The sequence below is a fragment of the Shinella curvata genome (genome assembly GCF_022899935.1).
Taxonomy (GTDB): Bacteria; Pseudomonadota; Alphaproteobacteria; order Rhizobiales; family Rhizobiaceae; genus Shinella; species Shinella curvata.
In genome coordinates, this window is record NZ_JALJCJ010000015.1 from 1 (window position 1) to 24093 (window position 24093).

Below are 24093 nucleotides of genomic sequence, written 5' to 3' on the forward strand. Positions count from 1 at the left end.
GCTGCTTCTTCATAAGTCCGTCCTCAATAGGCCAGACTCTAATCCATTCTGGAGGAAATTCTCAGTGGCAGGTCAGTTGGGAAGAGCCGATCATGTTCGAGACCACCAAGCTCGGGAAGTACGGGACTGTTACCAGTACTGCTGAGGCAGCAAGAGCTTTGATAGAGAGGTGGCCGTTCGACACCGGCTTATAAAGTGGCACTGAGAATGAAAGCGACCCAATCACCAGGTTTTGTGAACATCGACACAGACCGGAACGCCGTTGCATGCGCCTTTAGCTAGTCGGAAACGTCCCGTCCAAGTGGCGACAATCCAAGTCGGATCCGCTGACCGTCTGCCCAACTACGTGCGTGCGCTTCGATATCGAATGTACGACGCGTCTCTTCGCCGCCTTCGACTATGACAACAACCCACTGATCGTTTTCCTGAACTAGCTGTACAGAGTTGAAACCCATGGATTCGCCTCATGCATTGGGGCGAAAGGTGTCAAACTCCCATGGTCGCGCCCGTGGCAATTGCGACCGATGCCATGAGTATCCCATGATAAAGAGAATCGCGCACCCAATGTACGCAACCGTACGCTATCAGCCTACCAGTGGCGGCTATAGTGTGTTCGCGCCGAGCATTCGACGATTTTACGGAACCGCTCGGACGTGATGGCGCTGATCGAATAGGTGTGGACTAGATAGCGAGCAAAGGAGGCTTTGGCTTCCTCGCGCTGATCGAACCAATCCTGCGAAACGATATCATCGTAAACGGCTTTGACTGCAATTAGCTCGTCGGGCTGGAGGTGGTTCATTGCATGCTCCTGTCATTCAGCGCTCATAACGCCGCTAAATGGCTCCGGTTGCAGCCCGCATCACTCAAATTTTCGTGCTCGATTTGCTCGTTCGGTGCCTCGCCTCGCCAACCGTACATATTGAGAACGATGAGCGACACGGAAGCGGATTGGTTGAGCCTTAAGGCCTGCTTGGTAGCGATGTGTCAATGCTCAGCACGTTGCTGCCCGATCTCCAGCTGGGGGTGGTTTGCTGAACGTGCAGCCGCACCATTCCAATTGACAAGAACGCGCATACCGCCAATCACGGCGCTCGTCAGAACATCAAATCGCTGAATGCCGAAGCGCCCTGCCCTCTTTGCGGACCAACTACCGGTTCGTGGACGATTGCGAAGAAGCTCAGTCGGCAACCACACAAATGAGCGTCTTCGACAACAGCACCTTCTCGTACGCCCCCTCTGGCGCGTTCAGCAACTCCAAAAGCGATATGAGATCGATGCGAAACAGGCATTCGTAGACAGCCATGGCGTCGATGTCGCGACATCCTATCTCTTCCCTCATTTCCCGCCGCTGTTTCAGAGCAGCTTCTTGGCACTCTTCGAGTGTAAGCGCGAAAAAGAGCGTGTCATCGCTGCCGGGCTTCACTTGGTAGCCATAGAGTGTTTGCATAGGACCGCTCCTGCTTTGAGCGGAAAAGCAAAATTCGAGGAAGTTGTTGCATCGGTTTGCAAATTATTGAACGGGAACCAAGTGACGGATCACGCATTACGTCGCGAACGAGTAGCAACGAGACCGAACATGCAGGGACTTACCCACCAACAGCGTGAAGCGTTTGAAAGCGGAAAGGCCGCCTGGCGCGCGGGCAAGCGTTTAGTCTGGCATAACCCCTTCTGGTCACATGAAGAGGGCTATCGCTTTTGGCGCAAAGGCTGGCTGGAGGAAGACGACTTCACCATCGTGACGACACTTGAGAACGATCGGCACTACACGCGCCCTTAGGGGAGCGACCAGCCTAATGCCTGCGAGGATAGCACGAGCTCGTGTTGACCAATGCCGACCTGCATCAGGATCGTAGCCGAAGGATGAAAAGGCGGGCACGCTCATTCACATGACGTTCATGTCGCCGATCACATGCTGGATGCGGTTGCTGTGCATGCAGCCTGAGAGGGGTCCGTAGCTCAAGCCCCAAGCCCCTGCGGACCTCTCAACAGAGTGCGCGATTGTCTAATCGAGCCAGAACGTCCTGTCCCAAATGGCGATCGGTCCGGCCACTTCGGTAATAACAGATCGTGCTCGCCGAGCGACCGCGGGCGGCACCCTTCCTTCAATAACGACAGCCTGGGGCTGGAACGAAATCTGGATCACATACCCAGAGCAAAGTTCGTCATAAGCTACGGCCGCCTTTATCGAAGCACGCAGGCCATATTCCTGCGCACCGAAGCCGCTACCGAGAGATACCTGAAGCATCTCGCCCTCCCATGTTTTCGAATATTCTTGAAAACAGCAAAGGCGCCACGATGTTCCGGCGATTCCCCAGAAACGCTAATACTTTTAATGAGATACCCACGAAAGCGGAAGCGACGACAGATCAAAAGGACCCGGCCCATCGCTGAGCCGAGTCCCTATCCACCCCCGGATTGGCACGCCTGAATTATGCGCGTTATTACGCCTTTGCGCTATTAACTATGACGTAGGCAACGGTGGACGATGGCCGATCGATCGCCAAGGCCCGTGAGCGAGCGCGCGAAACGTATCTGACGGCAGGGCGCGAAACGATTCGATCGGCTCTCTACAGGATACGAAAAAGGCCCCGATTGCCCGGAGCCTCATATCCGAATTCCACAAAGCAATTAGTTGTTGCCGGCCCATGCACATACACGGGTGTCACCTTCGCTACGAGCCGTGGCACCATTGGTTGAGCAGTCCGATTTCATCTTGGCGCGCTGCTCATCATTGAGCCCCGCCCAATTCTTCGACCACTCGGCTTCCGGCCGCAGCGTACGGGCCTTCACGTCGCTGTAGAAGACGTTGGCCGTCGCTTCGTCCATCTGCATCTGGGCCTGATCGCCCGCATTGGTGGTCTCGGAAGCGTCGCCGGTGCTCGTCTGGGCAAACGCAGAGAAACTGATGAGCGTGGCAGCCGCGGCAATCGTGGTGAGTTTGGTCAGCATGTTGTTCTCCTCTTGAGCGGGATAGTCCGCATGGATCAGACAACACGAAACGACGGCTGAGGTTCCGGGGATAACTCGCAAGTATTTTCCCACTATCCCTCCACTCCCCTTACAGCGGGAAGAAGCCGCGTAAATTTTCGAGGTTTGAAGGGAACCACTTTGCCTGAACGGCATTTATCGCCCCGGTCAGATTGGGAATAATGAAATGCTTTCTGTGAGTTGGGACAACGCACTCGCCATCCTCCTTCCAGGTATGCCCCGTGCTATCGAGATCAATGATCCGCGGAACGCCATGTTCGTCCTAGCGGAAAGATGGCCGGTGACCTACGGTCGCGCGTTCCAGCGGGCGCTCGCATTTTGCGCCAAGGCGATTGAAGGGAAATGCTCGCCGTCCAGAGCAAGGTTGGCATTCCTCGCCGCAGCGCGGGAAGCCAACGTCCCGGTCGTTCGCTAAGCCTCGCACCCACGGCTGGTGTATGCCTTTTCAATCGGCCGGAACGAATCCGCCGTTCTCGGCATTTCTCCGCCAAACGATGTTGGGTTGCCGCCCCGCTATCGAAGCGGGGCGTCCTTTTAGGAGCCGTACAGGAGATCCGTCATGAATGTCGGAATACCTCCCCAGCAACAGCCAAAATGCGAGCAGGCGATTGAGGGCGCAGCGCGCGAACTTGTCGATCACGCCATCGGCTGGCCGGCCGAGGCGGCATTTGAGGCGATCAAGCGCGCCACGGAACGTCAGGCAATGGCCTATCACGAAGATCCCGATCCGGCAGATGACACGATCGAAGTGCGCCCGCCCACCGGCTTCTCGCTGGCGCCCTTCTAATGGCCGCCGAGGCCGACCGCAGGCGTTCCCAACTGCATGAGGATCGATGAAGATCGCGACTTACAACATCAATGGGGTCAACGGCCGCCTCGGCGTGCTTCTGCGGTGGCTCGAAGAAGATGCGCCTGACGTCGTCTGCCTTCAGGAACTGAAATCGCCGAATGATCGGTTCCCACGCTCGGAACTGGAACGCGCCGGCTATGGCGCGGTCTGGCACGGCCAGAAAAGCTGGAACGGCGTGGCGATCCTCGCGAAGGGCCTTGTGCCCCTCCTCACGCGACGCGGTCTTCCGGGCGACCCTGACGATACGCACAGCCGCTATATCGAAGCCGCGGTCGATGGCCTTCTCATCGGCTGCCTCTATTTGCCGAACGGCAATCCCGCTCCCGGGCCGAAGTTCTATTACAAGCTGCGCTGGTTCGCGCGGCTCCAGGAATATGCCAAGGAACTACTCGCTCTCGACATACCGGCAGCACTTGTCGGCGATTTCAACGTCATGCCGACCGATCTCGACGTCTATGCGCCGGAGCGTTGGCGAGACGATGCCCTGTTTCGGCCGGAAGTAAAAAAGGCCTATGCCGATCTGGTTGCGCAAGGATGGACCGATGCCATTCGTCATCTGCATCCAGGCGAGCGCATCTACACCTTCTGGAAATACTGGCGGAACTCCTTTCAGCGGGACGCAGGTCTGCGCATCGATCACGCCCTGCTCAGCCCAATGCTTGCGCCGTGGTTGAGGTCAGCGAGTGTGTGCCGGCGCCCCCGAAGCTGGGAGCATACGAGCGACCATGCTCCGGTCATGATCGAGATCGACCCGCCAGCCAATGCCAGTTAGGCTGAGACCTGCCGCGCGGTTCGGCGCTCGCGGGATCGCGCAGCCCGCCGCGCATCGCGCAATTCCTCGATGGTCGGAAACCACCAGCCACGCCGGCGCTCATCATCTCGGGTCGCGGCCTTCGCCGGCCATGTCTGCACCAGATCCTCCAGCGACGGAACGCGCCACGATCCCCAAACATGGTCATCGGAGATGTCGGGATAAAGATCGGCGCCCTCCTCGTACTCGATGAACTCGCCGGTGATGTCGCTGACGACGACGATACCGTAGGCGGTAGTGGCGACTGGCCGGTCCAGCGGCGGCAGGTCGTCGGCCGGAAGGGTAATTCGTCGGCGCCGGCGCTCCGCCGATCGACGCCGCGCTTTCCGTTCCTCCTCGGTGCCCTTTCGCGCTTCGGCCCGCTTACGCCGTTCCTCCGGTTCGCAACGTTGCGCCTCAGCCTCGATCGCCTGCCAGTGCTGGAGAAGCTCATCGTAGGACGCGAACGGAACGCGCCAGACCTTGTGATCTCCATCCCATCGCGCGAACGACACCTGCCGGATTTCTTCCACGAGCTTGCGTGAATAAGGCGTCCTGATGCGAAAACCGTCCTTGTCGACGCTAAGATAGGGGCTGAGGATTGGCTCGAAGGCGAAGGCGTCCCTTCCCTTTTCTTCTGCAAACGGATCGGCGCGGGATTCTTCCTTGGCTTTCCAGCGGTCGAAGCGCCGCAGGGCCGTCTTTCCAGGGACGAGCCAAGCTTTGCGCCGATCGCTCCAGCGGGCACGGGGAAATTCCTGCCGGAAACGCTGGACCGTCATCCGGTCGAATGGAAACGAAACGGCGGCACGCTCGTCGCCGTCTTCTCCATCGACTATCTCGGGTTCGGCGTCATCGCCCATCGTCTCATCCAGCGGCGCATCCGTTCGTCAGTGCTTGGTATGCCGGTCGTCGCGGTCGCCTTCACCGGGCTTGGCTTCGTTTTTGGCCTTGTGTCGACGGTCGGCCGACAGGGAACGGCTGACATCGACGCTTTCCTTGAACTGACCCTTCTCGTCGCGGCGAACATAGCGCTTGTCGGTCCCGGTATCGATGGTCGCACGCTTCGTCATGACGTTCTTCCTTTTGATTGCGGTCCTGGAAGAACGCACGGTGGCACGAAAAAGATGCAGCGAATCAAAGGCATATCCCAGACTCGCAATAGTGGCGCAGAACCTCGCCTAAGCTATTGATTTCTGATTCATTTTTGAGTCGGAACAAATTCGCAAGTGATTCGCTTGACTCGCTTTGGTTGCGTCGAGTCGGGAGTTTCGAGATGGCCGGTCATCGTGCCCAGTGGAAGGGGTTCATCAAATTCGGCGAGGTCAGTTGCGGGGTCGGTTTGTACACCGCCGCCAGCACCTCCGAACGCATCTCGTTTCACACGATCAACAAGAAGACCGGCAACCGCGTCAACCGCATCTTCGTCGACAGCGACACGGGCAAGGAAGTCGAGCGCGAGGACCAGACCAAGGGTTTCGAGATCGAAAACGGTCAATACCTCATGATCGATCCCGAGCAGGTCGCGGCCACCATCCCGGAGAGCAACAAGACGCTGACGGTCGAAGCCTTCATCCCCTGCTCCGATGTCGACGACGTTTATTTCGACAAGCCCTACTACCTCGTCCCGACCGACCGCGTCTCTTCCGACGCTTTCACCGCGCTGCGCGATGCCATGGAAAAATCCCAGGTCGCCGCGGTCGCTCGCACGGTGTTGTTTCGGCGGATGCGCACCGTGCTGATCCGGACGCACGGCAAAGGCATGATCGCGACAACCCTGCAATACGACTACGAGGTCCGCTCGTCGGAAAAAGCGTTCGAAGAGGTTCCGAAGCTGCGCATCAAGGGCGAGATGCTGGATCTCGCCAAGCACATCATCGCCACGAAGAAAGGAACCTTCGATCCGGCGGAATTCGATGACCGCTACGAGGCGGCTGTCGGCGAGCTGGTGAAGGCGAAAATCGAGGGTAAGGCTCTGCCGAAGCGCAAGGAGGTCAAGGTCTCGAAACCGGACGATCTGCTGGCGGCCCTGCGCGAAAGCGCCAAAATGCTGAAGGCCGGCGACGCCAAGCCGAAGCGCTCGGCCGCCAATGCCAATAAAGGCACCAGCCGGAATTCGGCGACGCGCACGCCTGCCGCAAAGTCGAGCCGTAACGCAACCGCACATCGCAAGGCCGGTTGAGGAGAACGACGATGGCGCCCCGCCCCTACTGGAAAGGATACCTCAAGCTCTCGCTCGTGACCTGCCCCGTCTCGATGTCGCCGGCGACGTCCGAAAGCGAGAAGGTCCGGTTCCATACCCTCAACAAGGTGACAGGCAACCGGGTCGTCTCGCAATATGTCGATGCCGTCACGCGCAAGCCTGTTAAGGATGATGACGAGATGAAGGGTTATGCCCGCGGCGAGAACGACTATGTGCTCCTCACCGACGACGAGCTTGATGCGGTCGCGCTCGATACCGTCAAGACGATTGATATCGAGAAATTCGTGCCGCGCGACAGCATCGAGTGGGTCTATCTGGAGAAACCACATTATCTCGTGCCTGATGATCCGGTCGGACACGAGGCTTTCGCGGTCATTCGCGACGCGATGTCGGCCGACGCGGTGTTCGGCGTTTCGCGGCTGGTGATCGGCCGGCGCGAGCGCGCCGTCGTGCTGGAGCCGCGCGGCGAGGGCATCGTGCTCTGGACGCTGCGCTTCGGCGACGAGGTTCGGCCGGAGGAATCCTACTTCGAGGCCATCGACGACAAGGCGGACCCCGAGCTTATTCCGCTCGTGCAAAAGTTCATCAAGCAGAACACGAAGGAATGGTCGCCCGACATGGTGTCCGATCCGGTGCAGGACGCGCTGCTCGATATCATCGCCAAAAAGAAGAAGGCGCTGAAACCGTCCCGCAAGGGCAAGGCCAAGGGTGAGGATCGCCCGTCCGGCGCCAACGTCATCGACATCATGGATGCGTTGCGCAAAAGCCTGGCTGCCGGTGAGAAAGGCGAGCGCGCATCCTGAATTCTTGACGTTAGACACCTATGTTCGGACTCTCCACAGGTGATGGACACCGATGAAACGAACCCGCCAATCCGCTATCCCCCTTTACGATGCGTCCCGCGAGACGCTGCAGTCGCGTCCGGTTCGTAAACGCGACCCCGAACAGCCGAGCCTACCGTTCGACCCGATGCCCGATCGCGTCGAACCCTGTCTTGCCCTGCTCCGGCCGACGCCGCCGGAAGGACCGGACTGGCTCTACGAACTCAAATGGGACGGCTATCGGCTTGCGATCCACATCGAGCCGAAGGGCGTGCGGATCATCACGCGCGGCGGGCATGACTGGACCCATCGGTTTCCGGCGATCGCTGATGCCGCCAGGAAGCTCGGGGTAGGGACCGCCATCCTCGATGGCGAGGCCGTGGTGCTCAATAAGGAGGGGCATTCCCATTTCGGGGCGCTTCAGCGGTCGCTCGGCGGGCGCGGCGGCAAGCGCGCCTCGACCGAAGCGGTATTCTTCGCCTTCGATCTCCTCTATATCGACGGCCACGATCTCACCAAGACGGAACTTGCCGTTCGCCGGCATCTGCTCGAGGATTTTCTCGACGGAACGGTCGGCGCAGTGCAGCTGTCCGATGAAGCTCATGGAGGAGGGACGGAGCTACTGGCGAACGCCTGCAAGATGGGTCTTGAAGGCATCATCGCCAAGCATCGCGACCGGCCCTATCGACCCGGCCGCACCGGCGATTGGATCAAGATCAAATGCATCCAGAGCGAAAGCTTCATGATCGTCGGCTATGAGCAATCGGACGCTGCGCGCGGCGGGATCGGAAGCCTGCTGCTCGCCGCGCGTCAGGGCGACGGCTGGGTATCGGTCGGCTCCGTCGGGACCGGCTTCAAGGCCGCTGATGCGGAATATCTGCGCAAGACACTCGACAAGCTTAAGACCAAAAAGCCCGTAGTGCCGCTCAAGGGCAAGAACTACGTCTTCGCGCAGCCGACGCTCATCGCAGAGATCGAGTTTCGTGGCTGGACGGACGACGGAAATCTGCGCCACGCCTCCTACAAGGGGCTGCGCGAAATCCAGGACAACGCCGCGGTGTTCGATATGGCCGCGATTTCCAAGAGCCAATGATCAAGACTTGCGGTCGAGATCGGCATGGTCCAGGCCGAAGTGATCCAGCACGAGCTGCAGATTGCGCCGGTTGGATTTGAAATAGACGTCGAAGACATCGCCCACGACCGGGACGCTTCCGGTAATCGTGTCGAAGCCCACATTCATCAGCATCTTGAAGAGCGTGTCCTTCGGCACACCGAGGCGGCGCGCCTCGTTGACGATGAAGAGGCTGACGGCCGCGGCGCCAAAGTCGCCGATGCCGGGGATCAGCCCGAATACCGCGTCCGCCCCGAAGGAGATGCCCGTGCCGGGGATCCGCAGCGCCGTGTCCATCAACCTGGCCAGGCCGCGAATCCGGCGCAACCGTATCAGGTGCTCGGTCGGAATGTCATCCTTCACACCCGCTCTTGGTCCCCTGCCCTGTCTCGCGCTCATGCCGCGGCCTTCTGTTTGCCGAGCCTCTTGATGGCCTGCTCAAGCGGACGCTGCCCGTCGCAATAATCCTCCCAAGCCGTCGTTTTCTTCAAGAGCGCCGGCACAGTCCGGACCGTGAAGCGCTTCGGATCGAGGTCGGCCTTAACCTGCGTCCAGGTGAGTGGCATTGACACGGTGGCCCCCGGTCGCGCGCGCGGCGACAGCGGCGCCGCGGCGGTCGCCATGCGATCGTTGCGCAGATAGTCGAGGAAAATTCGTCCGCCGCGCAGGCTCTTCGTCATCTTGATCAGATAGAGGTCGGGATTGTCGCGGGCCATCTCCTGGCAGACGTCATGGGCAAAGCCCTTGGCCTCAGCCCATGACAGCGGCTTGCGCTTGTTGACGGCCAGCGGTGTGACGACATGCAGACCCTTACCGCCCGTGGTCTTGCAGAAGCTGATCAGGCCGAGATCGTCCAGCCGGTCGCGCATCTCGCGCGCAGCGGCAACCACCGTGGCGAAATCCACATCCGGGCCGGGATCGAGGTCGAATACAAGGCGGCCAGGCACTTCCGGTTGGCCGGGCTCACAGTTCCAGGGATGCAGCTCGATGCCGCCGATCTGGGCGATAGCGGCGAGACCTTCCACGCGATCAACCTGCAGGTAAGGCTTCTTGTCCCCGAAGACTTTGACGAGCTCCAGCAGGTTCGACGTGCCGGGCATCGCATGACGCTGGAAAAACTGCTCGCCGCCGATCCCGTCGGGCGCGCGGATGATCGAACACGGCCGGCCCTTCACATGGTCGATGAGCCACGAACCGACCGCCTCGTGATAGCGGGCCAGATCCTCCTTGGTCACCGGCTCGCCATCGCCGGCGTCGGGCCAGAGCGGCTTGTCCGGATTGGAGAGGAGCACGCCCATGACCTCGGCTTTCGCGCCCTTGCGGCGGCTGTGATTTGTCTTAGCGGCGGCCGTGGGCTCCGGCGTCTCGGTCTTCACGGGCGAAGCCGGCTTCTCGGCCTCGACTTCCTCCGCCGGCTTATCCTCCCGCAGGCCTTTGAACGCGGCCTGGCGCACAAGGCCGTCCGCAGTCCAACCGGCGAACTCGATCTCGGCGACGAGCTCGGGCTTCAGCCAGACGACCTCCCTTTCCTTCTTCGGTGCGCCGATCCCGGTGAAAGGGGACTTTTCCGTCTCTATCGCTCTCAGCTTCGGCAGCAGGGTCTCGACTTTCTTGGCGCCGTATCCCGTCCCGACGCGGCCGACATAGACGAAGTGGTCGCCGCGGTTGACGCCGACCAGCAGCGAGCGGAACTTGCCGTTCGTCTTGGCGTAGCCGCCGATCACGACCTCATGTCCGGCGCGGCATTTGGATTTTGCCCAGGTGTCTGTCCGGCCGGATCGGTACGACGCATCCGCCTGTTTTGAGACGATGCCCTCCAGGGAAAGCTTGCAGGCGGAGCGCAGCACGGCGTCACCGCCGGTTTCGAAATGCTCGACGAAGCGCAGATGGGGGTCGTCGGTGGCATCGTCCAGAAGACCCTGCAGCCGCGATTTCCGCTCGGTCAGAGGCTTTTCCCGCAGATCCTCGCCTCCACCGAAGAGCAGGTCGAAGGCGAAGTAGACGAGGTTGCCGGTGTTCTTCTCCGACAGTGCCGCCTGCAGCGCGGCGAAATCCGGCGCGCCATTGTCATCGAGGGCGCAGATCTCGCCATCGATGATGCAGTCTGGCAGCGAGGTGGCGGCCTCCGCGATCTCAGGATATTTGGCGGTCCAGTCAAGGCCCTTGCGGGTCTTCAGCGTCGCCTTTCCGTCGGCGACGCGCATCTGGATGCGATAGCCGTCGAATTTGATCTCGTGCAGCCAGTTGTCGCCAGCCGGCGGGCGCTCCAGCGTCTCGCAGAGCTGCGGCGCGATGAAGTCAGGCAGGTCGACGGCCGTGGAGGTCGCTACCTTTTTGCTGGGCCGCTTTTTTCTGCGCTCGTCAGCCGCAAGTCCGGTCTTGCTGTCCCAGACGGCATCCGCCTCGACATCCCCGCTTGCCATCATGAATGGCTTCGGCTTGCGGCCCTTGCCGGCGGCGATCTGGTCCATCGTTCGGCCGGACGCGACGGAGGTCATGTTCTCGTCGAGGATGGCCGCGCCGTTCTCTTCCACCGAATGGTCGTCATGGTGCTTGATCAGCAGCCAGTTGGTGCGCTTGCCGCCGTCGCGGTCGTGGCGCATCCGAACCAGAACGAAGCTGCCGTGCAGCCGCTTGCCGTGCAGCACGAATTTAAAGTCGCCCTTCTTGAGCGCTTCTTCCGCCGACTTATTGCCCTCCGGCTCCCAATAGCCTCGATCCCACAGCATCACGGTGCCGCCGCCATATTGCCCTTTGGGGATCGTGCCTTCGAAATCGCCATAGTCGAGCGGGTGGTCTTCCACCTCGACGGCCAGCCTCTTGTCGCCCGGATCGAGTGACGGCCCCTTGGTCACCGCCCAGGACTTGAAGACGCCGTCGAGTTCGAGGCGGAGATCGTAATGGAGACGCGTGGCATCGTGTTTCTGGATGATGAAGCGCAGACGGTTCGACGGTTTGACCTCGGTCGATCCGCTCGGCTCCTGCGTCTGCTTGAAATCCCGCTTCTTCTTGTAGGTTGAGAGCTTGTCAGCCGCCATCATCGACCTCGATCCATCTTGCGTTGCCGGCACCCGTCGAACGACCATACGCATCATGACGAAAACCCCGCGCAAAGGATTCTTGTTCCCGCTACGCGCCGCGCATGTGTTGCGAGTATCTCGCGTGGCGAATATGCTCGCCGCTGGCGCAATGCCGCTCAGCTTACGAGGATCTTCATGGCGACGGGTACGGTCAAGTTTTTCAATCAGGACAAGGGTTTCGGGTTCATCACGCCCGACGATGGCGGGCAGGATGTCTTTGTCCATGTCTCCGGAGTGATTTCCGGCGGACCGCTGCGCGATGGCTCTAAGGTCAGCTATGATCTCGGCCAGGACCGCAAGACCGGCAAGTCGAAGGCGGAAAACGTTCGCGCGGGCGGCGGCTAGCCGATGCCGTCGCCAAGCAGTTCAAGGGTTCGCGGATCCGCTTCGCCGGCAAAGAAGCGCTGAAGGGCGAGCCGAAACCTATCCTCCGTCGTGCCTGCGGCCTCGTTGAACAGGGTCATTGACGAGCGGAGCTTGAGATCGTCGGGGGATCCGAAAATGTCATGGGCGGAGCGGTCGGATACTCCGAGCACCGCATCGACCGCCTGCGCCAGTCGTTCAGCAAGCAAGGGATGCAGCAGATAGGCCCGCGCCTCTTCGATTGAGCCGATCCCGTAAAAGTTCGCAGTCGGAGATCTGCCGAGCGCGCGCAGCTGCGGAAAGACGAACCACATCCAGTGGGTTTGCTTACGCCCGGCTCTCAGCTCGGCAAGGACCGTATCGAAGACGAGGTCCTGCGCAGAGGCGAAGCGGGAAAGCTCAAACGGATCGTTCTCTGCCATCGATCGCCGCCTTCGATGTCGCTGTTAGATTGGCGCCGCTGCGAGTAGAACCGCCACAGGAACGGTTATGGCCGACGCGCTGATCGCCAATGCCGTCACATATCTGATGATGCGGGCGCGCCGCGCGCGCCGGGGATTCCATTCATACGCCATACGAAGTCCCTCCATCGCCAAAGAAACCATGGGCAGCGCGCAGAGTCCATCATGGCCTTAAAGGACACCAACCTCGCGAGCGCTCGCCATTGTAAAGTTTTCCGCCGCTCCCATCTTTTGGCGTGGGGGTCAGCGGAGAAGTGCAATGCGACAGTTTTTGAAAGATATCGCGTCGGATGAAGGGATCGAAATCATCCCCCCGGAGAGACGGGCTGTTGGCTCCCGATGCTCCGCCATTTGCCTCTGCTGCGAGCGTTCGGACCAACCGATGGACGACGATGGTTGCGGAATTTGCGATGCATGTCTGGGTTTGCCCGCTCGCGCGGTCGCCGATCCGGACGGACTTGAATTTCCCTCTGCCCTCCCCCATCTATAGATCACTGCCCGTAATCGATGACTGCCTGCAGCGATGGTTATTCCATCGCGCGTTCGTAGTCCTCCGGGTCAGAAGGGCGCTCCCCGAAAGGGTCGAGCGCCCTTCGTTGTTCCGGGCGGTCTTTCGTGTCGTCAAACCGCACACATTCATTCCGCTTGAGCATTTGACTTCCGACCCCGCCGCACCAGATCATCACCGTTCGTCCTCCTCAAGTGGATGAACCGGGGAGATCCAGGCAGCCCCCGCTGCATCGGATCTCCCCATCAACAGACTTGCATGCAGGATACGAAATGCCTCTCAACACGAAAAATGGCGCAACGGCGCCGAAAGAACTCGGGCTGTTTTGGCCGATGCAGACGCTCGAGGGGAAGACCATGGACGTCTATGTCTACGCCAGCACGCTGCAATGGTTCGATGCCGATCCGGTCGGCCCGGTCGGATTGCTCAAGCGGCACAGGGCTCTGCTGGAAACCATCGCCAGCGAAAAATTCGATCGATGCAACCCAGCCGACGGTGGCCCGATTCATATCTCGGAAGAAGACTTGCATGGAGCGCGCACGACTGACGGGGGGGTCGACGACGACGAATAGCGCGGGCAACCGGGGGAAAATCTGTAGCGTTATCCGATTTTCTGGCGGCACGGCTGTAACAAAAAGAGCGGCCGACCGGCCGCTCCTTCTAAATCATATCATTTCCGGCTCGATCAGCGCCGGTAACGCAGGCGCTCCTGCTCGATTTCGGCGGGACCATAGGGGTCGAGCGTGTCGTCAAAGCGCGTCCAGCCCTGCTCGGCATAGGCCGCCCGGCGCTCGGCGGGATCGACCCAGTTCGACTGGCGCAGGATCGCTTCTGCTTCCGCATAGAGGCTTTCGTCAACGCGCGCGGTGACGAGCGTGCCGCCGCGACGAACGCCTTCGGCATAGACATGTGCATGTTCTTCCGGAACGCCCGATTCCGTCATGGCCCCGATGAGGCCGCCGGCTGCGCCGCCGGCGACAGCGCCGGCAACCGCACCCGCCGCCGTGGCGGCAAGCCAGCCGGCCGCGACCACCGGTCCGACACCCGGAATGGCCATGATGCCGAGGCCCGTCAGGAGGCCGCCGACGCCGCCGACGGCGGCGCCAATCCCAGCACCGGCACCAGCGCCTTCGGCAGCATTGGTGTCCTTGGAATAGCGGTCGTCGGCATTGTTTGAGACGATGCTGATATCGTCGGAGGGGACGCCCCGTGCTTCGAGCGCGCTGACAGCGGCGCGCGCATCAGAATAATCGTCATAGAGTCCGGTTACGGTCTTGGTCATGTGAGATATCCTCGAATTGCGATGTCACTCGGTGACGATGTTGCCCTGGTAGTCGAGTGCGACGGTGACGGACTTGCCGTCTTTGGTGGCCGTCCCACGCCAGATGCCCTTGTCATCGAGCTTCAAGCCCGTGACGTCGGCATAACCTGCCTTGACAATGCGCTCCTTCGCCTGGTCCTCGGTGAAGCTGTTCGCTCCCTCGACCGGCGCGGTGGCGTTCTTGCTGTCCGGGGTGGCGACCGCGGGCGTGTCGCCATCTGTCGAAGGCGTGGTCGAAGTCTGCGCAAGAGCAGCAAAGGTCGATGCGCCGACGAAAGCGGCGGCGAGCAATAGCTTCTTCATAGTGATGTCCTCGTTGTCAGGCCATTGAAGGCGTTGCAGAAACTTCGCGGACGTCGTTTAGTTCCGCCCCCCTGTCGGAGATCCTCAAATTCTTGCCGAGCCGATAGCGAAAGGACCGGAGACGCCTTCAGCCTTGTGCGTTTGCGCTGTCGCCCGCTGTGATCGAATAGGTCGCACCCGACGCCATGCGCGCTTCGTCCGAGGCGAGGAAGACCACCATCGGCGCAACGTCTTCCGGCTGGATCATGGGAACGCCGAGCGGCGACTTTTTCGCCAAACCGTCCAGCGCGGTCTGCTCGTCTTTCCGCTCGTTTCCCGTCGGCTTGCCGCCGGCGACGTCAATCGCCTGCGCATAGCGATCTTCATGGCGGGTCAGCACGGTGTCGATAAGGCCTGGGATCAGAGCGTTGACATTGATGACGTGCTCGCCAAGGTCCATTGCGGCCGATTTCATCAATCCGATGACACCCCATTTCGATGACGAGTAGGCCGCGCCGCTCTTGGTGCCGTGTTGTCCCTGTGTCGATGAGGTCAGGATCACGCGCCCGCCGCCGCGCCGGACCATGGCCGGACCGAAGGCACGGATAGCGTTCGCCGTGCCCGTGAGATTGACGTCGATCTGGTCGTGCCAGTCTTCGTTTTCCATATCGAGGATTGGTTTGAATGCCTGGATGCCGGCGTTCGCGAACAGGATATCGATCCCGCCGAACTCCTCCTCGATACGGCCGCATCACGTAACGCGCCAAAATCCCGCTGATCATGGCATGCCATCCAGCGGCGGTCGAGCGCTTCAACCGTACGCCCGGTCTCGGCAAGGTCCAGTTCACTCGCGGGTGCATAATCGAGCGTCTTGCTGACCGGTCCCGCAATATCGATACCGACGATATCGGCGCCGGCGGTAGCGAGCGCCGTTGCGGCCGCGCGACCGATACCGCGGGCAGCACCGGTCACGACTGCGACCTTCCTCGAAAGATCGAAGGTTTTCTTCATTTGAACCATTTCCCATTCCTCCGTTCCCGCGGCTCGCTCTCAACGCGTCTAATCGACAAGCGCACCGAGGTCGCGGAACGCTTCAATATATTCCGACGCCTCCTCGCCGTCGGCGATGATGCGGAACGCCTTTCCTTGGGCCCTCAATTGCTGAGCGGCTGTGAGAGCATCCGGATAAAGCAGTTTCGGCTCGTCGCGGGTATCGGTTCCGTCAGGATCGATGGAACTGAGTGCAATAACCTGGAATCTGGCCGTCATGGAGTCTCTCCTTGTTGGGGCTGGCTAACCTTCGTGTCCATCTGAAACGAAATCGTCGGGGACCGCCGCGCGCGCCCTTCGCAATGCCTCCGCCTGATCGAGCCATTTGCGCCGCAAGACATCGTCGATTGCAAATGCGATGTCCTCAGCGCTCCAGCCGGCCTCCTCCATCTCCAGCACCAGGGCCGTCAGCTTTATATCAATGAGCGCATGGATCTCATCTGTCGGGGGATTGTCCTGAGCCTTCATACTGGGTCCTTCACCTGCGCAAAACGGGACGTCCACCAATGGTCGAGGGTGGTTCGAAGAGAACGCGGGAATTGTCATTGGGTTTCCCGCGTGCCCGTAATCGGCAGAACACGCGCTTCCTCACCCCCAGCTACGAACTGTGGATCAAGCGCCGTGAACCCTGGCTCGACCTATAGATGGCGCTGAACAATATAACGAAGACAGGTCGTGACCGCGATCGGCCCGCTCGATTCATCCGTCGCGAAATCGCACCGTTGTGACAGCATTGCCGATAGATTGTCATCGCCGCGGCTGCTGCCATCACAGTGGAGCCGGCGAAAACGAGCATCGGGCGTGCCGAGGATGGCGACGATTACCGTGAACGTATCGCCATCCAGCTCAAGCAAAGGCATGACGAAGCCTTTGGCTGCCTCAAGCCAGTCGATCTTCAGAAGGAAGAGCACGGCGACATCGGAAACCGGCACCATGGTCAGCCACTTCAAGCACACGGCGTAGCGGTGGTAGGGCACGAACATCGGAGGTACGAGCGACACGACCGCGAAGGCGATGGACGCCGGCATGCTCGGCAGCCCTGTCGTAAGTTCAGCCGAAGTGCCCATCGCGGAAAGATTGACACCGATATTGATCGAGTTGGCGATGAAGAGAAGGCCGACCAGGAGAAGCACATCTCGCTTTCCATCCAGTCTCTCGCGGTCGGAAACGGTATTTTCGTCGCAGTTCGGTAATCATCGCAGCGGAGGCCCCATGGGTCAGCTCGGGTTTACCGGCGTGAAGCCGGTGTTCTGGGCAGCTTCCTTGTTCATGGCCTCGTCGCCGATATCGCCCTGCTGCGCTGGATCGGAATCGAACGCGGTGAGCTGGACCATGATTTCCTTGGCGCGCGTGATCGCAGCATCTTCCGGCATGTCATGCGCAGCCATGCAGACCGATACCTTCTCCCCTCCCTCTCCGACGAACTCGACCGTCGTCGTGCCTTCGCCGCTGTGAACATTCGTTTCGATGAGTTGCATGGTGACCTCCTATCGGGATGGCCAAAACCGAAGAGGAGAGACGAAGTTCCTGTACGTTTGCGGACAGACCCCGTCGTCGGGAGCACGAAAATGCCGCCGCACGGAACCTTTCGCCGCATGTGTTGTTGGCCAGTCGCACATAGGGAGCGCACCATGGCCAAGAACACATCACCGAAAACAGCGACGAAATCCTCAAAATCCACGGCAAAGGCCGCGCAGATCCACGACCAGAAACTGGTGCGTGGCAATGGCGGCGAGTTGCACCAAGCCGCCGAGGGCGAAACGCCGATCCTGACCACCGCACAAGGCGGTCCAGTCGCAGACGACCAGAACTCATTGCGCGTCGGCGCACGCGGGCCGCTGCTGGTCGATGACTTTCATTTCCGCGAGAAGATTTTCCATTTCGACCACGAGCGAATTCCCGAGCGCGTCGTCCATGCGCGCGGCTATGGTGCGCACGGCTTCTTCGAGACTTATGAATCACTCGCCGCCTATACGAGGGCGGACCTTTTCCAGCGCGCCGGCGAGAAGACGCCGGCCTTCGTGCGCTTCTCCACCGTCGCCGGCAACAAGGGCTCGTTCGATCTCGCCCGCGATGTCCGCGGCTTTGCCGTCAAGCTCTACACACAGGAGGGAAACTGGGATCTCGTCGGCAACAATATCCCGGTCTTCTTCATCCAGGACGCCATCAAGTTTCCCGACATGGTGCATGCGGTGAAGCAGGAGCCCGACCGCGCCTTCCCGCAGGCTCAGAGCGCACATGACAATTTCTGGGACTTCATCAGCCTGACGCCCGAAAGCATGCACATGATCATGTGGGTCATGTCGGACCGCGCCATTCCGCGCTCCTTCCGCTTCATGGAAGGGTTCGGTGTTCATACCTTCCGCCTGGTCAACGCCAAGGGCGAGTCCACCTTCGTCAAATTCCACTGGAAACCCAAGCTCGGCCTGCAATCCGTCGCCTGGAACGAGGCCGTGAAAATCAACGGCGCCGATCCCGACTATCATCGCCGCGACCTGTGGAATGCGATTCAGGCTGGTAACTTCCCCGAATGGGAACTCTGTCTCCAGCTCTTCGATCAGGATTTTGCCGACAGTTTCGACTTCGACATCCTCGACCCTACCAAGATCATCCCCGAGGAGGTGCTTCCGGCAAAACCGGTCGGCAGGCTGGTTCTCGATCGCATGCCGGAGAACTTCTTCGCCGAGACGGAGCAGGTCGCCTTCATGACGCAAAACGTCCCGCCCGGAATCGATTTTTCCAACGACCCTCTGCTGCAAGGTCGTAACTTCTCCTACCTCGACACCCAGCTCAAGCGCCTTGGCAGCCCGAACTTCACACATATACCGATCAATGCGCCGAAATGTCCCTTCCATCATTTCCAGCAGGACGGGCATATGGCCATGCGCAATCCCGTCGGTCGCGCCAATTATCAGCCCAATTCCTGGGGCGAAGGACCGCGTGAATCGCCGGTCGCCGGCTTCCCGCACTTCCTCGCGGAAGAGCGGGGCCAGAAGGTGAGGCTGCGCCCCGAAAGCTTTGCCGACCACTACAGCCAGGCGCGCCAGTTCTACATCAGCCAGACGCCGGCGGAGCAGCGGCACATTGCGGCCGCGCTCACCTTTGAGCTCAGCAAGGTCGAGACACCCGTGATCCGTGAGCGCGTCGTCTCGCATCTGATGAACATCGACGAGACGCTGGCCAACACCGTCGGCGAAAAGCTCGGCTTCCAGTCCATGCCGAAACCCGCCGATGCCGCAATGCCGACACGGCAGGACCTCGAGCCCTCGCCGGCGCTGAGCATCGTGGAGCGGGGACCGAAACGCTTCGAGGGGCGCAAGCTTGGCATCCTCATCACGGACGGCGTCGATATCGACCTCTTGACCGGCCTGCAGGACGCCATTCTGGCGGAAAAGGCTGAGGTCGCCCTGATCGCTCCGAAAGTTGGTGGCGTGACAGCGTCCGACGGATCGTGGGTACCAGCGCAGTTCATGATCGATGGCGGCCCGTCCGTGCTTTTCGACGCGGTGGCACTGCTGCCGGCCAATGGAGCCATGGACGATCTTCTGCAGGAGGCGACCGCGCGCGACTTCGTCGCCGATGCCTTCCAGCACTGCAAGTTCATCGGCCATGTCGCCGACGCCTTCCCGCTTCTGGAGAGGGCCGGAATCGCCGACAAGCTCGATGAAGGCGTCATCGAACTGCCTGGTGAAGACGGCCTCTCAGCCTTCGTCGCGGAACTCGGCAAGCTGCGCCTTTGGGCACGCGAGCCTTGCGTCAAGCTCGGCAAGGCATCCGTTCCGTCCGCATAGCGGATGGCTTGCCTTGCCGCATCCGCGGGGAACAAAGGTCCACAAGGCTGGTTAGCTCCCCGCGCGATCGCGCCTGCCATCTAGGCAAATGTTCACAACAACAGGAGAGCTCGATGCCCACCAAGACAATGGAAGACCTGTTTCTCGACGGTATCAAGGATATCTATTACGCCGAGCGCAAGATCATTGCCGGCCTCAAGAAAATGATCCGCGGCGCCGAGGCGCAGGATCTGAAGGCCGCATTCGACAAGCACCTGCAGGAAACCGAAGGCCAGGTCGAGCGGCTGGTGCAGGTGTTCGAGCTTCTCGGCAAGCCGGCGCGCGGCAAGACTTGCCCGGCCATCGACGGCATTCTCGAAGAAGGCCAGGAAATCCTCGAGGAATTCAAGGGCTCGCCCGCGCTCGACGCCGGCCTTCTCGCCGCTGCCCAAGCCGTCGAGCACTACGAAATCGCCCGCTACGGCACCTTGAAGTCCTGGGCCATGCAGCTTGGCAAGACCGATGTCGCCAAGCTGCTCGACCAGACGCTCGCCGAGGAGACCAAGACCGATCAGGCCCTGACGCAGCTTGCCGAGGCCAAGGTCAACCGCGAAGGCAAGACCAAGGCCGCATGACGCGGAACGGGCGGAGAAGCGGCTCTCCGCCCGTCTCTTCCGCGGCGAAAGACGCCCGGTCCAATGGGAAGCGACGGGAGTGGACATGTACGGTGCGTGGCGACATATCTGCGTGGATATGCAGCGCATGTTCGCTGAAGACACGCCCTGGAAAGTCGCCTGGATGGAGCGGGTCTCGCCAGAAGTCCTGGAAGTCGTGGGCCGCCATCCCGAGCGCACGATCTTCTCCCGGTTTCTCCCACCGAACCGCGCCGCCGATGCCACGGGCATGTGGCGCGCTTACTATGAGAAGTGGTGGATGATGACGGCCGAGCACCTGCCGGCCGAGATGTACGGCCTCCTCCCGGAACTCGCAGCATTTACGCCGCCCGCGATCTTATTCGACAAGCGAACCTATTCTCCCTGGATCGACGGACGGCTACACGCCTATCTAAAGGGACACGACGTGGAGACGCTGGTCATCACCGGTGGTGAGACCAATGTCTGTGTTCTCGCCACGGCACTAGGTGCCATCGATCTCGGCTATCGCGCGATCATCCTGACGGATGCCGTCTGCAGTGGCACGGACGAGACGCATGACGCGTCCTTGAAACTACTCGAAAGCCGCTTTACAGCACAGATGGAAGTGATGTTGACCGAGGCGTTCCTGTCGTCGGTTGCCGGCTAGGCGCCTGCCGAGAGACTGTCAGCATACAGTGATTAGACGAAGGGCTCGCAGATACTTCTGACCATCCTCGCCGATCGTCTGCACTTGCGAAAGATTGTCCTCAAGGTCTGCCAGCTTCACGGGCTTTGCGACAGAGTTCGAAGCAGCCCGGCGGACAAATGCCTCCCACTCCTCATCCTCTCGCCGCGTCATCGCATCCACCGCGCTGATGACGTCGGGCGGGAAACCCTCCTCCCGCAGCCGATCCAGCGTCCAACCTTTGCCCTTCTCGACCACATCATGCAGATACGCGACGACAGTGCTCGAAATAGGATCGCCCGGTCTTGTCGGCTTGGCCTTCATGCGCCGACTGGGCGACCTGAATTGCGTGATCGAGGTGGTTCACGGGCTCAAGGTCCTTCGGTCCTTTTGATTTTCTTGCGAGGCGGTTCATCTCCGGTCGAGATTTCCACTTCCGGTGCTTCAGTCGTGGCGGCGTCTCCGCTGGCCCGCTGCCTCGAAGCCTCGAACTCCGCTTCCGCCATTGCCCAGTGGCGCAGATCCTCACCGGTCGGAGATCCTTCCTCTTCCCAGATCCAGTAGGCACGCCGGCGGATTTGTTCATATCGATCGGCATCGGTCATCGATTTTCTCCTCCGTTGATATTCCCCTCACATATCGCCATTGGGCGACTAGCCGTGCTCCACTCCGAGTGCGACGACCAGAATGCATGACAATAGGGTTGGCATGCGCGATTCAAATGCCCGGAGCGGCAAGGGTTCGATTCCGTACGAACGGAAAAGCCGCCCGGCCTTTGTGAGGGTCGAGCGGCTGCGTTAAGAATGCTTGGTCTGACGCGCCGCCTCAACTGGGCGGCGGAGGGCGGTTTTCAAGGTTGTCAGGATCTCGCGCGCTTTCCTCTGTATCGGCTCCAGGCTCGGCATCCACCTCTTCCTGGGCTTGAATCCAGTGATCAAGCGCTACCCCGTCTTCGGAGCCTTCGCGTTGCCATATTTCATAGGCGCGGGCGCGGATCTTGTCCTCACGGTCGTTGGTCATCGGGAACCTCCTGCTGATGGTGAAAATCAAACCGGCGGCGCGTGCGTATGTTCCAAACGGCGTTCAGCGAACCTAAGCTAGGCGCTCATTCGCGGTGGTGATGAAGGGCCGGAGCGATGCCACGCTGGCGGGAGACCTTGAACGGGCAGGCCGGCCTCCAGGCACGCGGCCACGAACGCTTCGCGCGCAATTGCGACAGGCGTCATGCGATAGAGCGCAGCGCGGCATTTGTCCCGCGCGCGTTTGTAACGCTCGCCATGACGCAGAGGCCATTCATTTTCGAGAAAATCGACGGTGTCATGAACGCTCTCGAAAGAGCGCGTCACCCCATTGGGGAAGGACACCTGAAGGGGAACAGAGAAGTAGATATTAGCCAGCATCGCAATCCTCCTTTCAATGACAATTCTGGCGCTACCAATTTGGTTTTCATTGCCCTGTTTTCAAAAGCGGCCGGCAACCGTCGGGCCGAGTTCCCCATGCAACGATATGCGAGGTCGGAAACCGGCATTTCGGGCGTTGCGCTTGGCCAACCAAGATGCCGGTTAGCGCGCACCGGAACAATAGAGGATGCCTCTCGTTAGCGAACAGTTCCGGCAATGAAAAGGCAGAAGATATGGACACTCCGCGCGCTCAATCGGGCCTCCCCACCTCTTCGCTCATCCTCGATATCAATGGCATTGCTCAGACTGTAGAGGTCCATCCCTGGACAACCCTGCTCGACCTGTTGCGCAGCGAGCTTGAGCTGACCGGCACCAAGAAAGGCTGCGACCACGGGCAGTGCGGCGCCTGCACGGTGCTGATCGATGGCGAGCGGATAAATTCCTGTCTCAAGCTTGCCGTCACGCTCGACGGCGCAGAGATTACCACGATCGAGGGTCTCGGCACACCTGGCGACATGCACCCTTTGCAAAGGGCCTTCGTCGAGCACGATGCCTTTCAGTGCGGATATTGCACACCCGGTCAAATCTGTTCGGCCGTCGGCCTGATCAACGAAGGCCATGCGCAAGGCCGCGACGAGATCCGCGAACTGATGAGCGGCAACCTCTGTCGCTGCGGCGCCTACACGAACATTGCGGATGCCATTGAGGAGGTGCTCTCCGCCCAGGCTGGAACGCCCCAACGGGAGGCCGCTGAATGAAACCCTTTTCCTACACCCGCGCCGAATCCGTTCGCGACGCGGTCGCTGCGCTGATGGCCAATCCGCAGGCACAGTTGCTGGCTGGCGGAACCAATCTCATCGATCTGATTAAATATGATGTCGCTGAGCCAGAGGCTGTGATCGATATCAATCGTCTGCCGTTGAAGGAGATCGTCGAATTGCCCGACGGCGGCCTGCGGATCGGGGCGCTGGTCAGCAATTCGGCTGTCGCCTACGATCCGCGCGTCAAGCAACACTTTCCGCTCTTGTCGAGCGCCATCCTCGCCGGCGCCTCGCCGCAACTGCGCAATGCAGCGACAACCGGCGGCAATCTGCTCCAGCGTACGCGCTGTTATTATTTCTATGACCCCGCATCGCCCTGCAACAAGCGTGATCCTGGAAGCGGCTGTCCGGCCATCGGCGGCCTTAACCGCATTCACGCAATCCTCGGCGCAAGTGACGCCTGCATAGCCGTGCATCCTTCCGACATGTGCGTGGCGCTGGCAGCGCTAGACGCGACGGTGGAGGTCGAGGGGCCTGATGGCGCGCGCGAGATCGGCTTCGCCGATTTCCATCGCCTGCCCGGCGACGGGCCGGACCGGGACAACACGCTCCGCCGTGGCGAGATCGTCACCGGCGTCCGGCTCGAAGCCAATCATTTCGCCGGGCATCACACCTATCTGAAGCTGCGCGACCGCCTTTCCTACGCCTTCGCACTCGTTTCCGTCGCTGCGGCCGTGCAGGTTGCCGACGGGCGTTTCGTCGAAGTGCGTGTCGCGCTCGGCGGGGTTGCCCACAAGCCTTGGCGCGATCCACTGGCCGAGGCGGAATTTGCCGGTGCGCCAGCTGGAGAGGAGACCTTCATTCGCCTCGCCGATCGCTTGCTGGCAGGAGCGGAAGGCCGGGGCCACAACGACTTCAAGATCCCTCTCGCCCACCGCGCCATCGTGCGCGCGCTGCGGCAGGCCGTGAGCGGCCATCCGCAGGATCAAACCGTTAAAGCGATCCAGTAGGAGG

Annotated in this window: 34 protein-coding genes and 3 pseudogenes; 16 read left to right on the top strand and 21 right to left on the bottom strand. The window is 60.7% G+C overall.

The window, feature by feature from the left end:
• Positions 1 to 194, top strand: a 194-nt coding sequence (locus MUU55_RS28620) for a DUF982 domain-containing protein (RefSeq protein WP_244764181.1), incomplete at its 5' end; no start/stop codon positions are given.
• A gap of 395 nt (positions 195 to 589) precedes the next feature.
• On the opposite strand, the gene MUU55_RS28625 is transcribed toward MUU55_RS28620, so the two are convergent.
• Together MUU55_RS28625 and MUU55_RS28630 are read right to left on the bottom strand one after the other, a co-directional pair.
• Positions 590 to 799, bottom strand: a complete 210-nt coding sequence (locus MUU55_RS28625) for a hypothetical protein (protein ID WP_244764182.1) — start codon at positions 797 to 799, stop codon at positions 590 to 592.
• A gap of 378 nt (positions 800 to 1177) precedes the next feature.
• Positions 1178 to 1447 (bottom strand): hypothetical protein, encoded by a 270-nt coding sequence (locus tag MUU55_RS28630; RefSeq protein WP_244764183.1) that lies wholly within the window; start codon positions 1445 to 1447, stop codon positions 1178 to 1180.
• 129 nt (positions 1448 to 1576) lie between these two features.
• Here MUU55_RS28630 and MUU55_RS28635 point away from each other — a divergent pair, with 129 nt between their 5' ends.
• Positions 1577 to 1777, top strand: coding sequence for a hypothetical protein (locus tag MUU55_RS28635; protein ID WP_244764184.1), 201 nt, complete (start codon positions 1577 to 1579; stop codon positions 1775 to 1777).
• Between the two features lie 225 nt (positions 1778 to 2002).
• Here MUU55_RS28635 and MUU55_RS28640 read toward each other — a convergent pair whose 3' ends face one another.
• Both MUU55_RS28640 and MUU55_RS28645 read right to left on the bottom strand, forming a co-directional pair.
• Positions 2003 to 2245 (bottom strand): hypothetical protein, encoded by a 243-nt coding sequence (locus tag MUU55_RS28640; RefSeq protein WP_244764185.1) that lies wholly within the window; start codon positions 2243 to 2245, stop codon positions 2003 to 2005.
• Positions 2246 to 2628: 383 nt separating this feature from the next.
• The gene (locus MUU55_RS28645; protein ID WP_244764186.1) at positions 2629 to 2949 is read right to left on the bottom strand and encodes a hypothetical protein; all 321 of its coding nucleotides are present in this window, start codon (positions 2947 to 2949) and stop codon (positions 2629 to 2631) included.
• A gap of 205 nt (positions 2950 to 3154) precedes the next feature.
• On the opposite strand from MUU55_RS28645, the gene MUU55_RS29455 reads away from it, so the two are divergent.
• The 3 genes from MUU55_RS29455 to xth all read left to right on the top strand — a co-directional run bounded on the left by MUU55_RS29455 (position 3155) and on the right by xth (position 4610).
• Entirely contained in the window at positions 3155 to 3403 is a 249-nt protein-coding gene (locus tag MUU55_RS29455) for a DUF982 domain-containing protein (RefSeq protein WP_367892222.1), read from the top strand.
• A gap of 144 nt (positions 3404 to 3547) precedes the next feature.
• Positions 3548 to 3775 (top strand): hypothetical protein, encoded by a 228-nt coding sequence (locus MUU55_RS28650; RefSeq protein WP_244764187.1) that lies wholly within the window; start codon positions 3548 to 3550, stop codon positions 3773 to 3775.
• 46 nt (positions 3776 to 3821) lie between these two features.
• Positions 3822 to 4610 (top strand): exodeoxyribonuclease III, encoded by a 789-nt coding sequence (xth, locus tag MUU55_RS28655; protein ID WP_244764188.1) that lies wholly within the window; start codon positions 3822 to 3824, stop codon positions 4608 to 4610.
• Here xth and MUU55_RS28660 read toward each other — a convergent pair.
• Together MUU55_RS28660 and MUU55_RS28665 are read right to left on the bottom strand one after the other, a co-directional pair.
• Positions 4607 to 5503: a hypothetical protein gene (locus MUU55_RS28660; protein WP_425314240.1), complete on the bottom strand. Its 897-nt coding sequence runs from the start codon at positions 5501 to 5503 to the stop codon at positions 4607 to 4609. The two genes, xth and MUU55_RS28660, sit on opposite strands and share 4 nt — an antisense overlap.
• 15 nt (positions 5504 to 5518) lie before the next feature.
• On the bottom strand, positions 5519 to 5701 hold the full coding sequence (locus MUU55_RS28665; protein ID WP_244764190.1) for a hypothetical protein: 183 nt from the start codon (positions 5699 to 5701) through the stop codon (positions 5519 to 5521).
• Positions 5702 to 5904: 203 nt separating this feature from the next.
• Here MUU55_RS28665 and ku (MUU55_RS28670) point away from each other — a divergent pair, with 203 nt between their 5' ends.
• Genes ku (MUU55_RS28670) through ligD (MUU55_RS28680) form a run of 3 tightly spaced genes read left to right on the top strand, consistent with a single transcriptional unit; the run spans position 5905 to position 8745 of the window.
• Positions 5905 to 6810: a non-homologous end joining protein Ku gene (gene ku, locus MUU55_RS28670; protein ID WP_244764191.1), complete on the top strand. Its 906-nt coding sequence runs from the start codon at positions 5905 to 5907 to the stop codon at positions 6808 to 6810.
• An 11-nt stretch (positions 6811 to 6821) separates the two neighbouring features.
• A complete protein-coding gene (ku, locus tag MUU55_RS28675; protein ID WP_244764192.1) occupies positions 6822 to 7634 on the top strand; it encodes a non-homologous end joining protein Ku in 813 nt (270 codons plus the stop codon).
• Between the two features lie 52 nt (positions 7635 to 7686).
• Positions 7687 to 8745, top strand: a complete 1059-nt coding sequence (ligD, locus tag MUU55_RS28680) for a non-homologous end-joining DNA ligase (protein ID WP_244764193.1) — start codon at positions 7687 to 7689, stop codon at positions 8743 to 8745.
• On the opposite strand, the gene MUU55_RS28685 is transcribed toward ligD (MUU55_RS28680), so the two are convergent.
• Positions 8746 to 9162: a DUF4112 domain-containing protein gene (locus MUU55_RS28685; RefSeq protein ID WP_244764194.1), complete on the bottom strand. Its 417-nt coding sequence runs from the start codon at positions 9160 to 9162 to the stop codon at positions 8746 to 8748.
• On the bottom strand, positions 9159 to 11801 hold the full coding sequence (ligD, locus tag MUU55_RS28690) for a DNA ligase D (RefSeq protein WP_244764216.1): 2643 nt from the start codon (positions 11799 to 11801) through the stop codon (positions 9159 to 9161). The genes MUU55_RS28685 and ligD (MUU55_RS28690) overlap by 4 nt, the downstream gene beginning before the upstream one ends.
• A gap of 177 nt (positions 11802 to 11978) precedes the next feature.
• Between ligD (MUU55_RS28690) and MUU55_RS28695 the strand changes: the two genes are divergently transcribed.
• Complete coding sequence (locus MUU55_RS28695) at positions 11979 to 12188, top strand: cold-shock protein (protein ID WP_244764195.1); 210 nt, start codon at positions 11979 to 11981, stop codon at positions 12186 to 12188.
• On the opposite strand, the gene MUU55_RS28700 is transcribed toward MUU55_RS28695, so the two are convergent.
• Complete coding sequence (locus MUU55_RS28700; RefSeq protein WP_244764196.1) at positions 12185 to 12628, bottom strand: DUF1810 domain-containing protein; 444 nt, start codon at positions 12626 to 12628, stop codon at positions 12185 to 12187. The two genes, MUU55_RS28695 and MUU55_RS28700, sit on opposite strands and share 4 nt — an antisense overlap.
• An 819-nt stretch (positions 12629 to 13447) precedes the next feature.
• Between MUU55_RS28700 and MUU55_RS28705 the strand changes: the two genes are divergently transcribed.
• Positions 13448 to 13747, top strand: coding sequence for a hypothetical protein (locus tag MUU55_RS28705; RefSeq protein ID WP_244764197.1), 300 nt, complete (start codon positions 13448 to 13450; stop codon positions 13745 to 13747).
• Positions 13748 to 13860: 113 nt separating this feature from the next.
• Here MUU55_RS28705 and MUU55_RS28710 read toward each other — a convergent pair whose 3' ends face one another.
• From MUU55_RS28710 to MUU55_RS28730, 6 genes and pseudogenes are all read right to left on the bottom strand, one after another.
• On the bottom strand, positions 13861 to 14457 hold the full coding sequence (locus MUU55_RS28710) for a general stress protein (protein WP_244764198.1): 597 nt from the start codon (positions 14455 to 14457) through the stop codon (positions 13861 to 13863).
• Between the two features lie 24 nt (positions 14458 to 14481).
• On the bottom strand, positions 14482 to 14799 hold the full coding sequence (locus MUU55_RS28715; protein ID WP_244764199.1) for a PepSY domain-containing protein: 318 nt from the start codon (positions 14797 to 14799) through the stop codon (positions 14482 to 14484).
• 127 nt (positions 14800 to 14926) lie between these two features.
• Entirely contained in the window at positions 14927 to 15520 is a 594-nt protein-coding gene (locus MUU55_RS28720; protein WP_303278966.1) for an SDR family NAD(P)-dependent oxidoreductase, read from the bottom strand.
• 155 nt (positions 15521 to 15675) lie between these two features.
• A pseudogene (locus tag MUU55_RS29260) lies at positions 15676 to 15798 on the bottom strand (2-deoxy-D-gluconate 3-dehydrogenase); the annotation flags it as partial.
• A gap of 39 nt (positions 15799 to 15837) precedes the next feature.
• Positions 15838 to 16047 (bottom strand): hypothetical protein, encoded by a 210-nt coding sequence (locus MUU55_RS28725; RefSeq protein WP_244764200.1) that lies wholly within the window; start codon positions 16045 to 16047, stop codon positions 15838 to 15840.
• Positions 16048 to 16071: 24 nt separating this feature from the next.
• Positions 16072 to 16296, bottom strand: coding sequence for a hypothetical protein (locus MUU55_RS28730; RefSeq protein WP_244764201.1), 225 nt, complete (start codon positions 16294 to 16296; stop codon positions 16072 to 16074).
• Positions 16297 to 16415: 119 nt separating this feature from the next.
• Here MUU55_RS28730 and MUU55_RS28735 point away from each other — a divergent pair.
• Positions 16416 to 16507 (top strand): annotated as a pseudogene (locus tag MUU55_RS28735) (GFA family protein); the annotation flags it as partial.
• Here the strand turns inward: MUU55_RS28735 and MUU55_RS28740 are convergent.
• The gene (locus MUU55_RS28740; RefSeq protein WP_244764202.1) at positions 16467 to 16961 is read right to left on the bottom strand and encodes a divalent metal cation transporter; all 495 of its coding nucleotides are present in this window, start codon (positions 16959 to 16961) and stop codon (positions 16467 to 16469) included. The pseudogene MUU55_RS28735 and the gene MUU55_RS28740 overlap by 41 nt on opposite strands.
• Positions 16962 to 17045: 84 nt before the next feature.
• Positions 17046 to 17306 carry a hypothetical protein gene (locus MUU55_RS28745; RefSeq protein WP_244764203.1) on the bottom strand — a complete coding sequence of 87 codons (261 nt, stop codon included), beginning with the start codon at positions 17304 to 17306 and terminating at the stop codon, positions 17046 to 17048.
• 153 nt (positions 17307 to 17459) lie between these two features.
• Between MUU55_RS28745 and katE the strand changes: the two genes are divergently transcribed.
• The 3 genes from katE to MUU55_RS28760 all read left to right on the top strand — a co-directional run bounded on the left by katE (position 17460) and on the right by MUU55_RS28760 (position 20900).
• A complete protein-coding gene (gene katE / locus MUU55_RS28750; protein ID WP_244764204.1) occupies positions 17460 to 19619 on the top strand; it encodes a catalase in 2160 nt (719 codons plus the stop codon).
• Positions 19620 to 19732: 113 nt separating this feature from the next.
• Positions 19733 to 20233, top strand: coding sequence for a YciE/YciF ferroxidase family protein (locus MUU55_RS28755; protein WP_244764205.1), 501 nt, complete (start codon positions 19733 to 19735; stop codon positions 20231 to 20233).
• 85 nt (positions 20234 to 20318) lie between these two features.
• A complete protein-coding gene (locus MUU55_RS28760; protein ID WP_280519173.1) occupies positions 20319 to 20900 on the top strand; it encodes a cysteine hydrolase family protein in 582 nt (193 codons plus the stop codon).
• Positions 20901 to 20918: 18 nt separating this feature from the next.
• Here the strand turns inward: MUU55_RS28760 and MUU55_RS28765 are convergent.
• From MUU55_RS28765 to MUU55_RS28780, 4 genes and pseudogenes are all read right to left on the bottom strand, one after another.
• A pseudogene (locus MUU55_RS28765) lies at positions 20919 to 21285 on the bottom strand (HD domain-containing protein).
• A gap of 4 nt (positions 21286 to 21289) precedes the next feature.
• Positions 21290 to 21523 (bottom strand): DUF2934 domain-containing protein, encoded by a 234-nt coding sequence (locus MUU55_RS28770; protein ID WP_244764207.1) that lies wholly within the window; start codon positions 21521 to 21523, stop codon positions 21290 to 21292.
• A gap of 220 nt (positions 21524 to 21743) precedes the next feature.
• A complete protein-coding gene (locus tag MUU55_RS28775) occupies positions 21744 to 21938 on the bottom strand; it encodes a DUF2934 domain-containing protein (RefSeq protein WP_244764208.1) in 195 nt (64 codons plus the stop codon).
• A gap of 77 nt (positions 21939 to 22015) precedes the next feature.
• Positions 22016 to 22318, bottom strand: coding sequence for a DUF982 domain-containing protein (locus MUU55_RS28780; protein ID WP_244764209.1), 303 nt, complete (start codon positions 22316 to 22318; stop codon positions 22016 to 22018).
• 233 nt (positions 22319 to 22551) lie between these two features.
• On the opposite strand from MUU55_RS28780, the gene MUU55_RS28785 reads away from it, so the two are divergent.
• Positions 22552 to 23076 (top strand): (2Fe-2S)-binding protein, encoded by a 525-nt coding sequence (locus tag MUU55_RS28785; protein WP_244764210.1) that lies wholly within the window; start codon positions 22552 to 22554, stop codon positions 23074 to 23076.
• On the top strand, positions 23073 to 24089 hold the full coding sequence (locus MUU55_RS28790; RefSeq protein ID WP_244764211.1) for an FAD binding domain-containing protein: 1017 nt from the start codon (positions 23073 to 23075) through the stop codon (positions 24087 to 24089). Before MUU55_RS28785 ends, MUU55_RS28790 begins: the two co-directional genes overlap by 4 nt.
• Positions 24090 to 24093 lie beyond the last annotated feature (4 nt).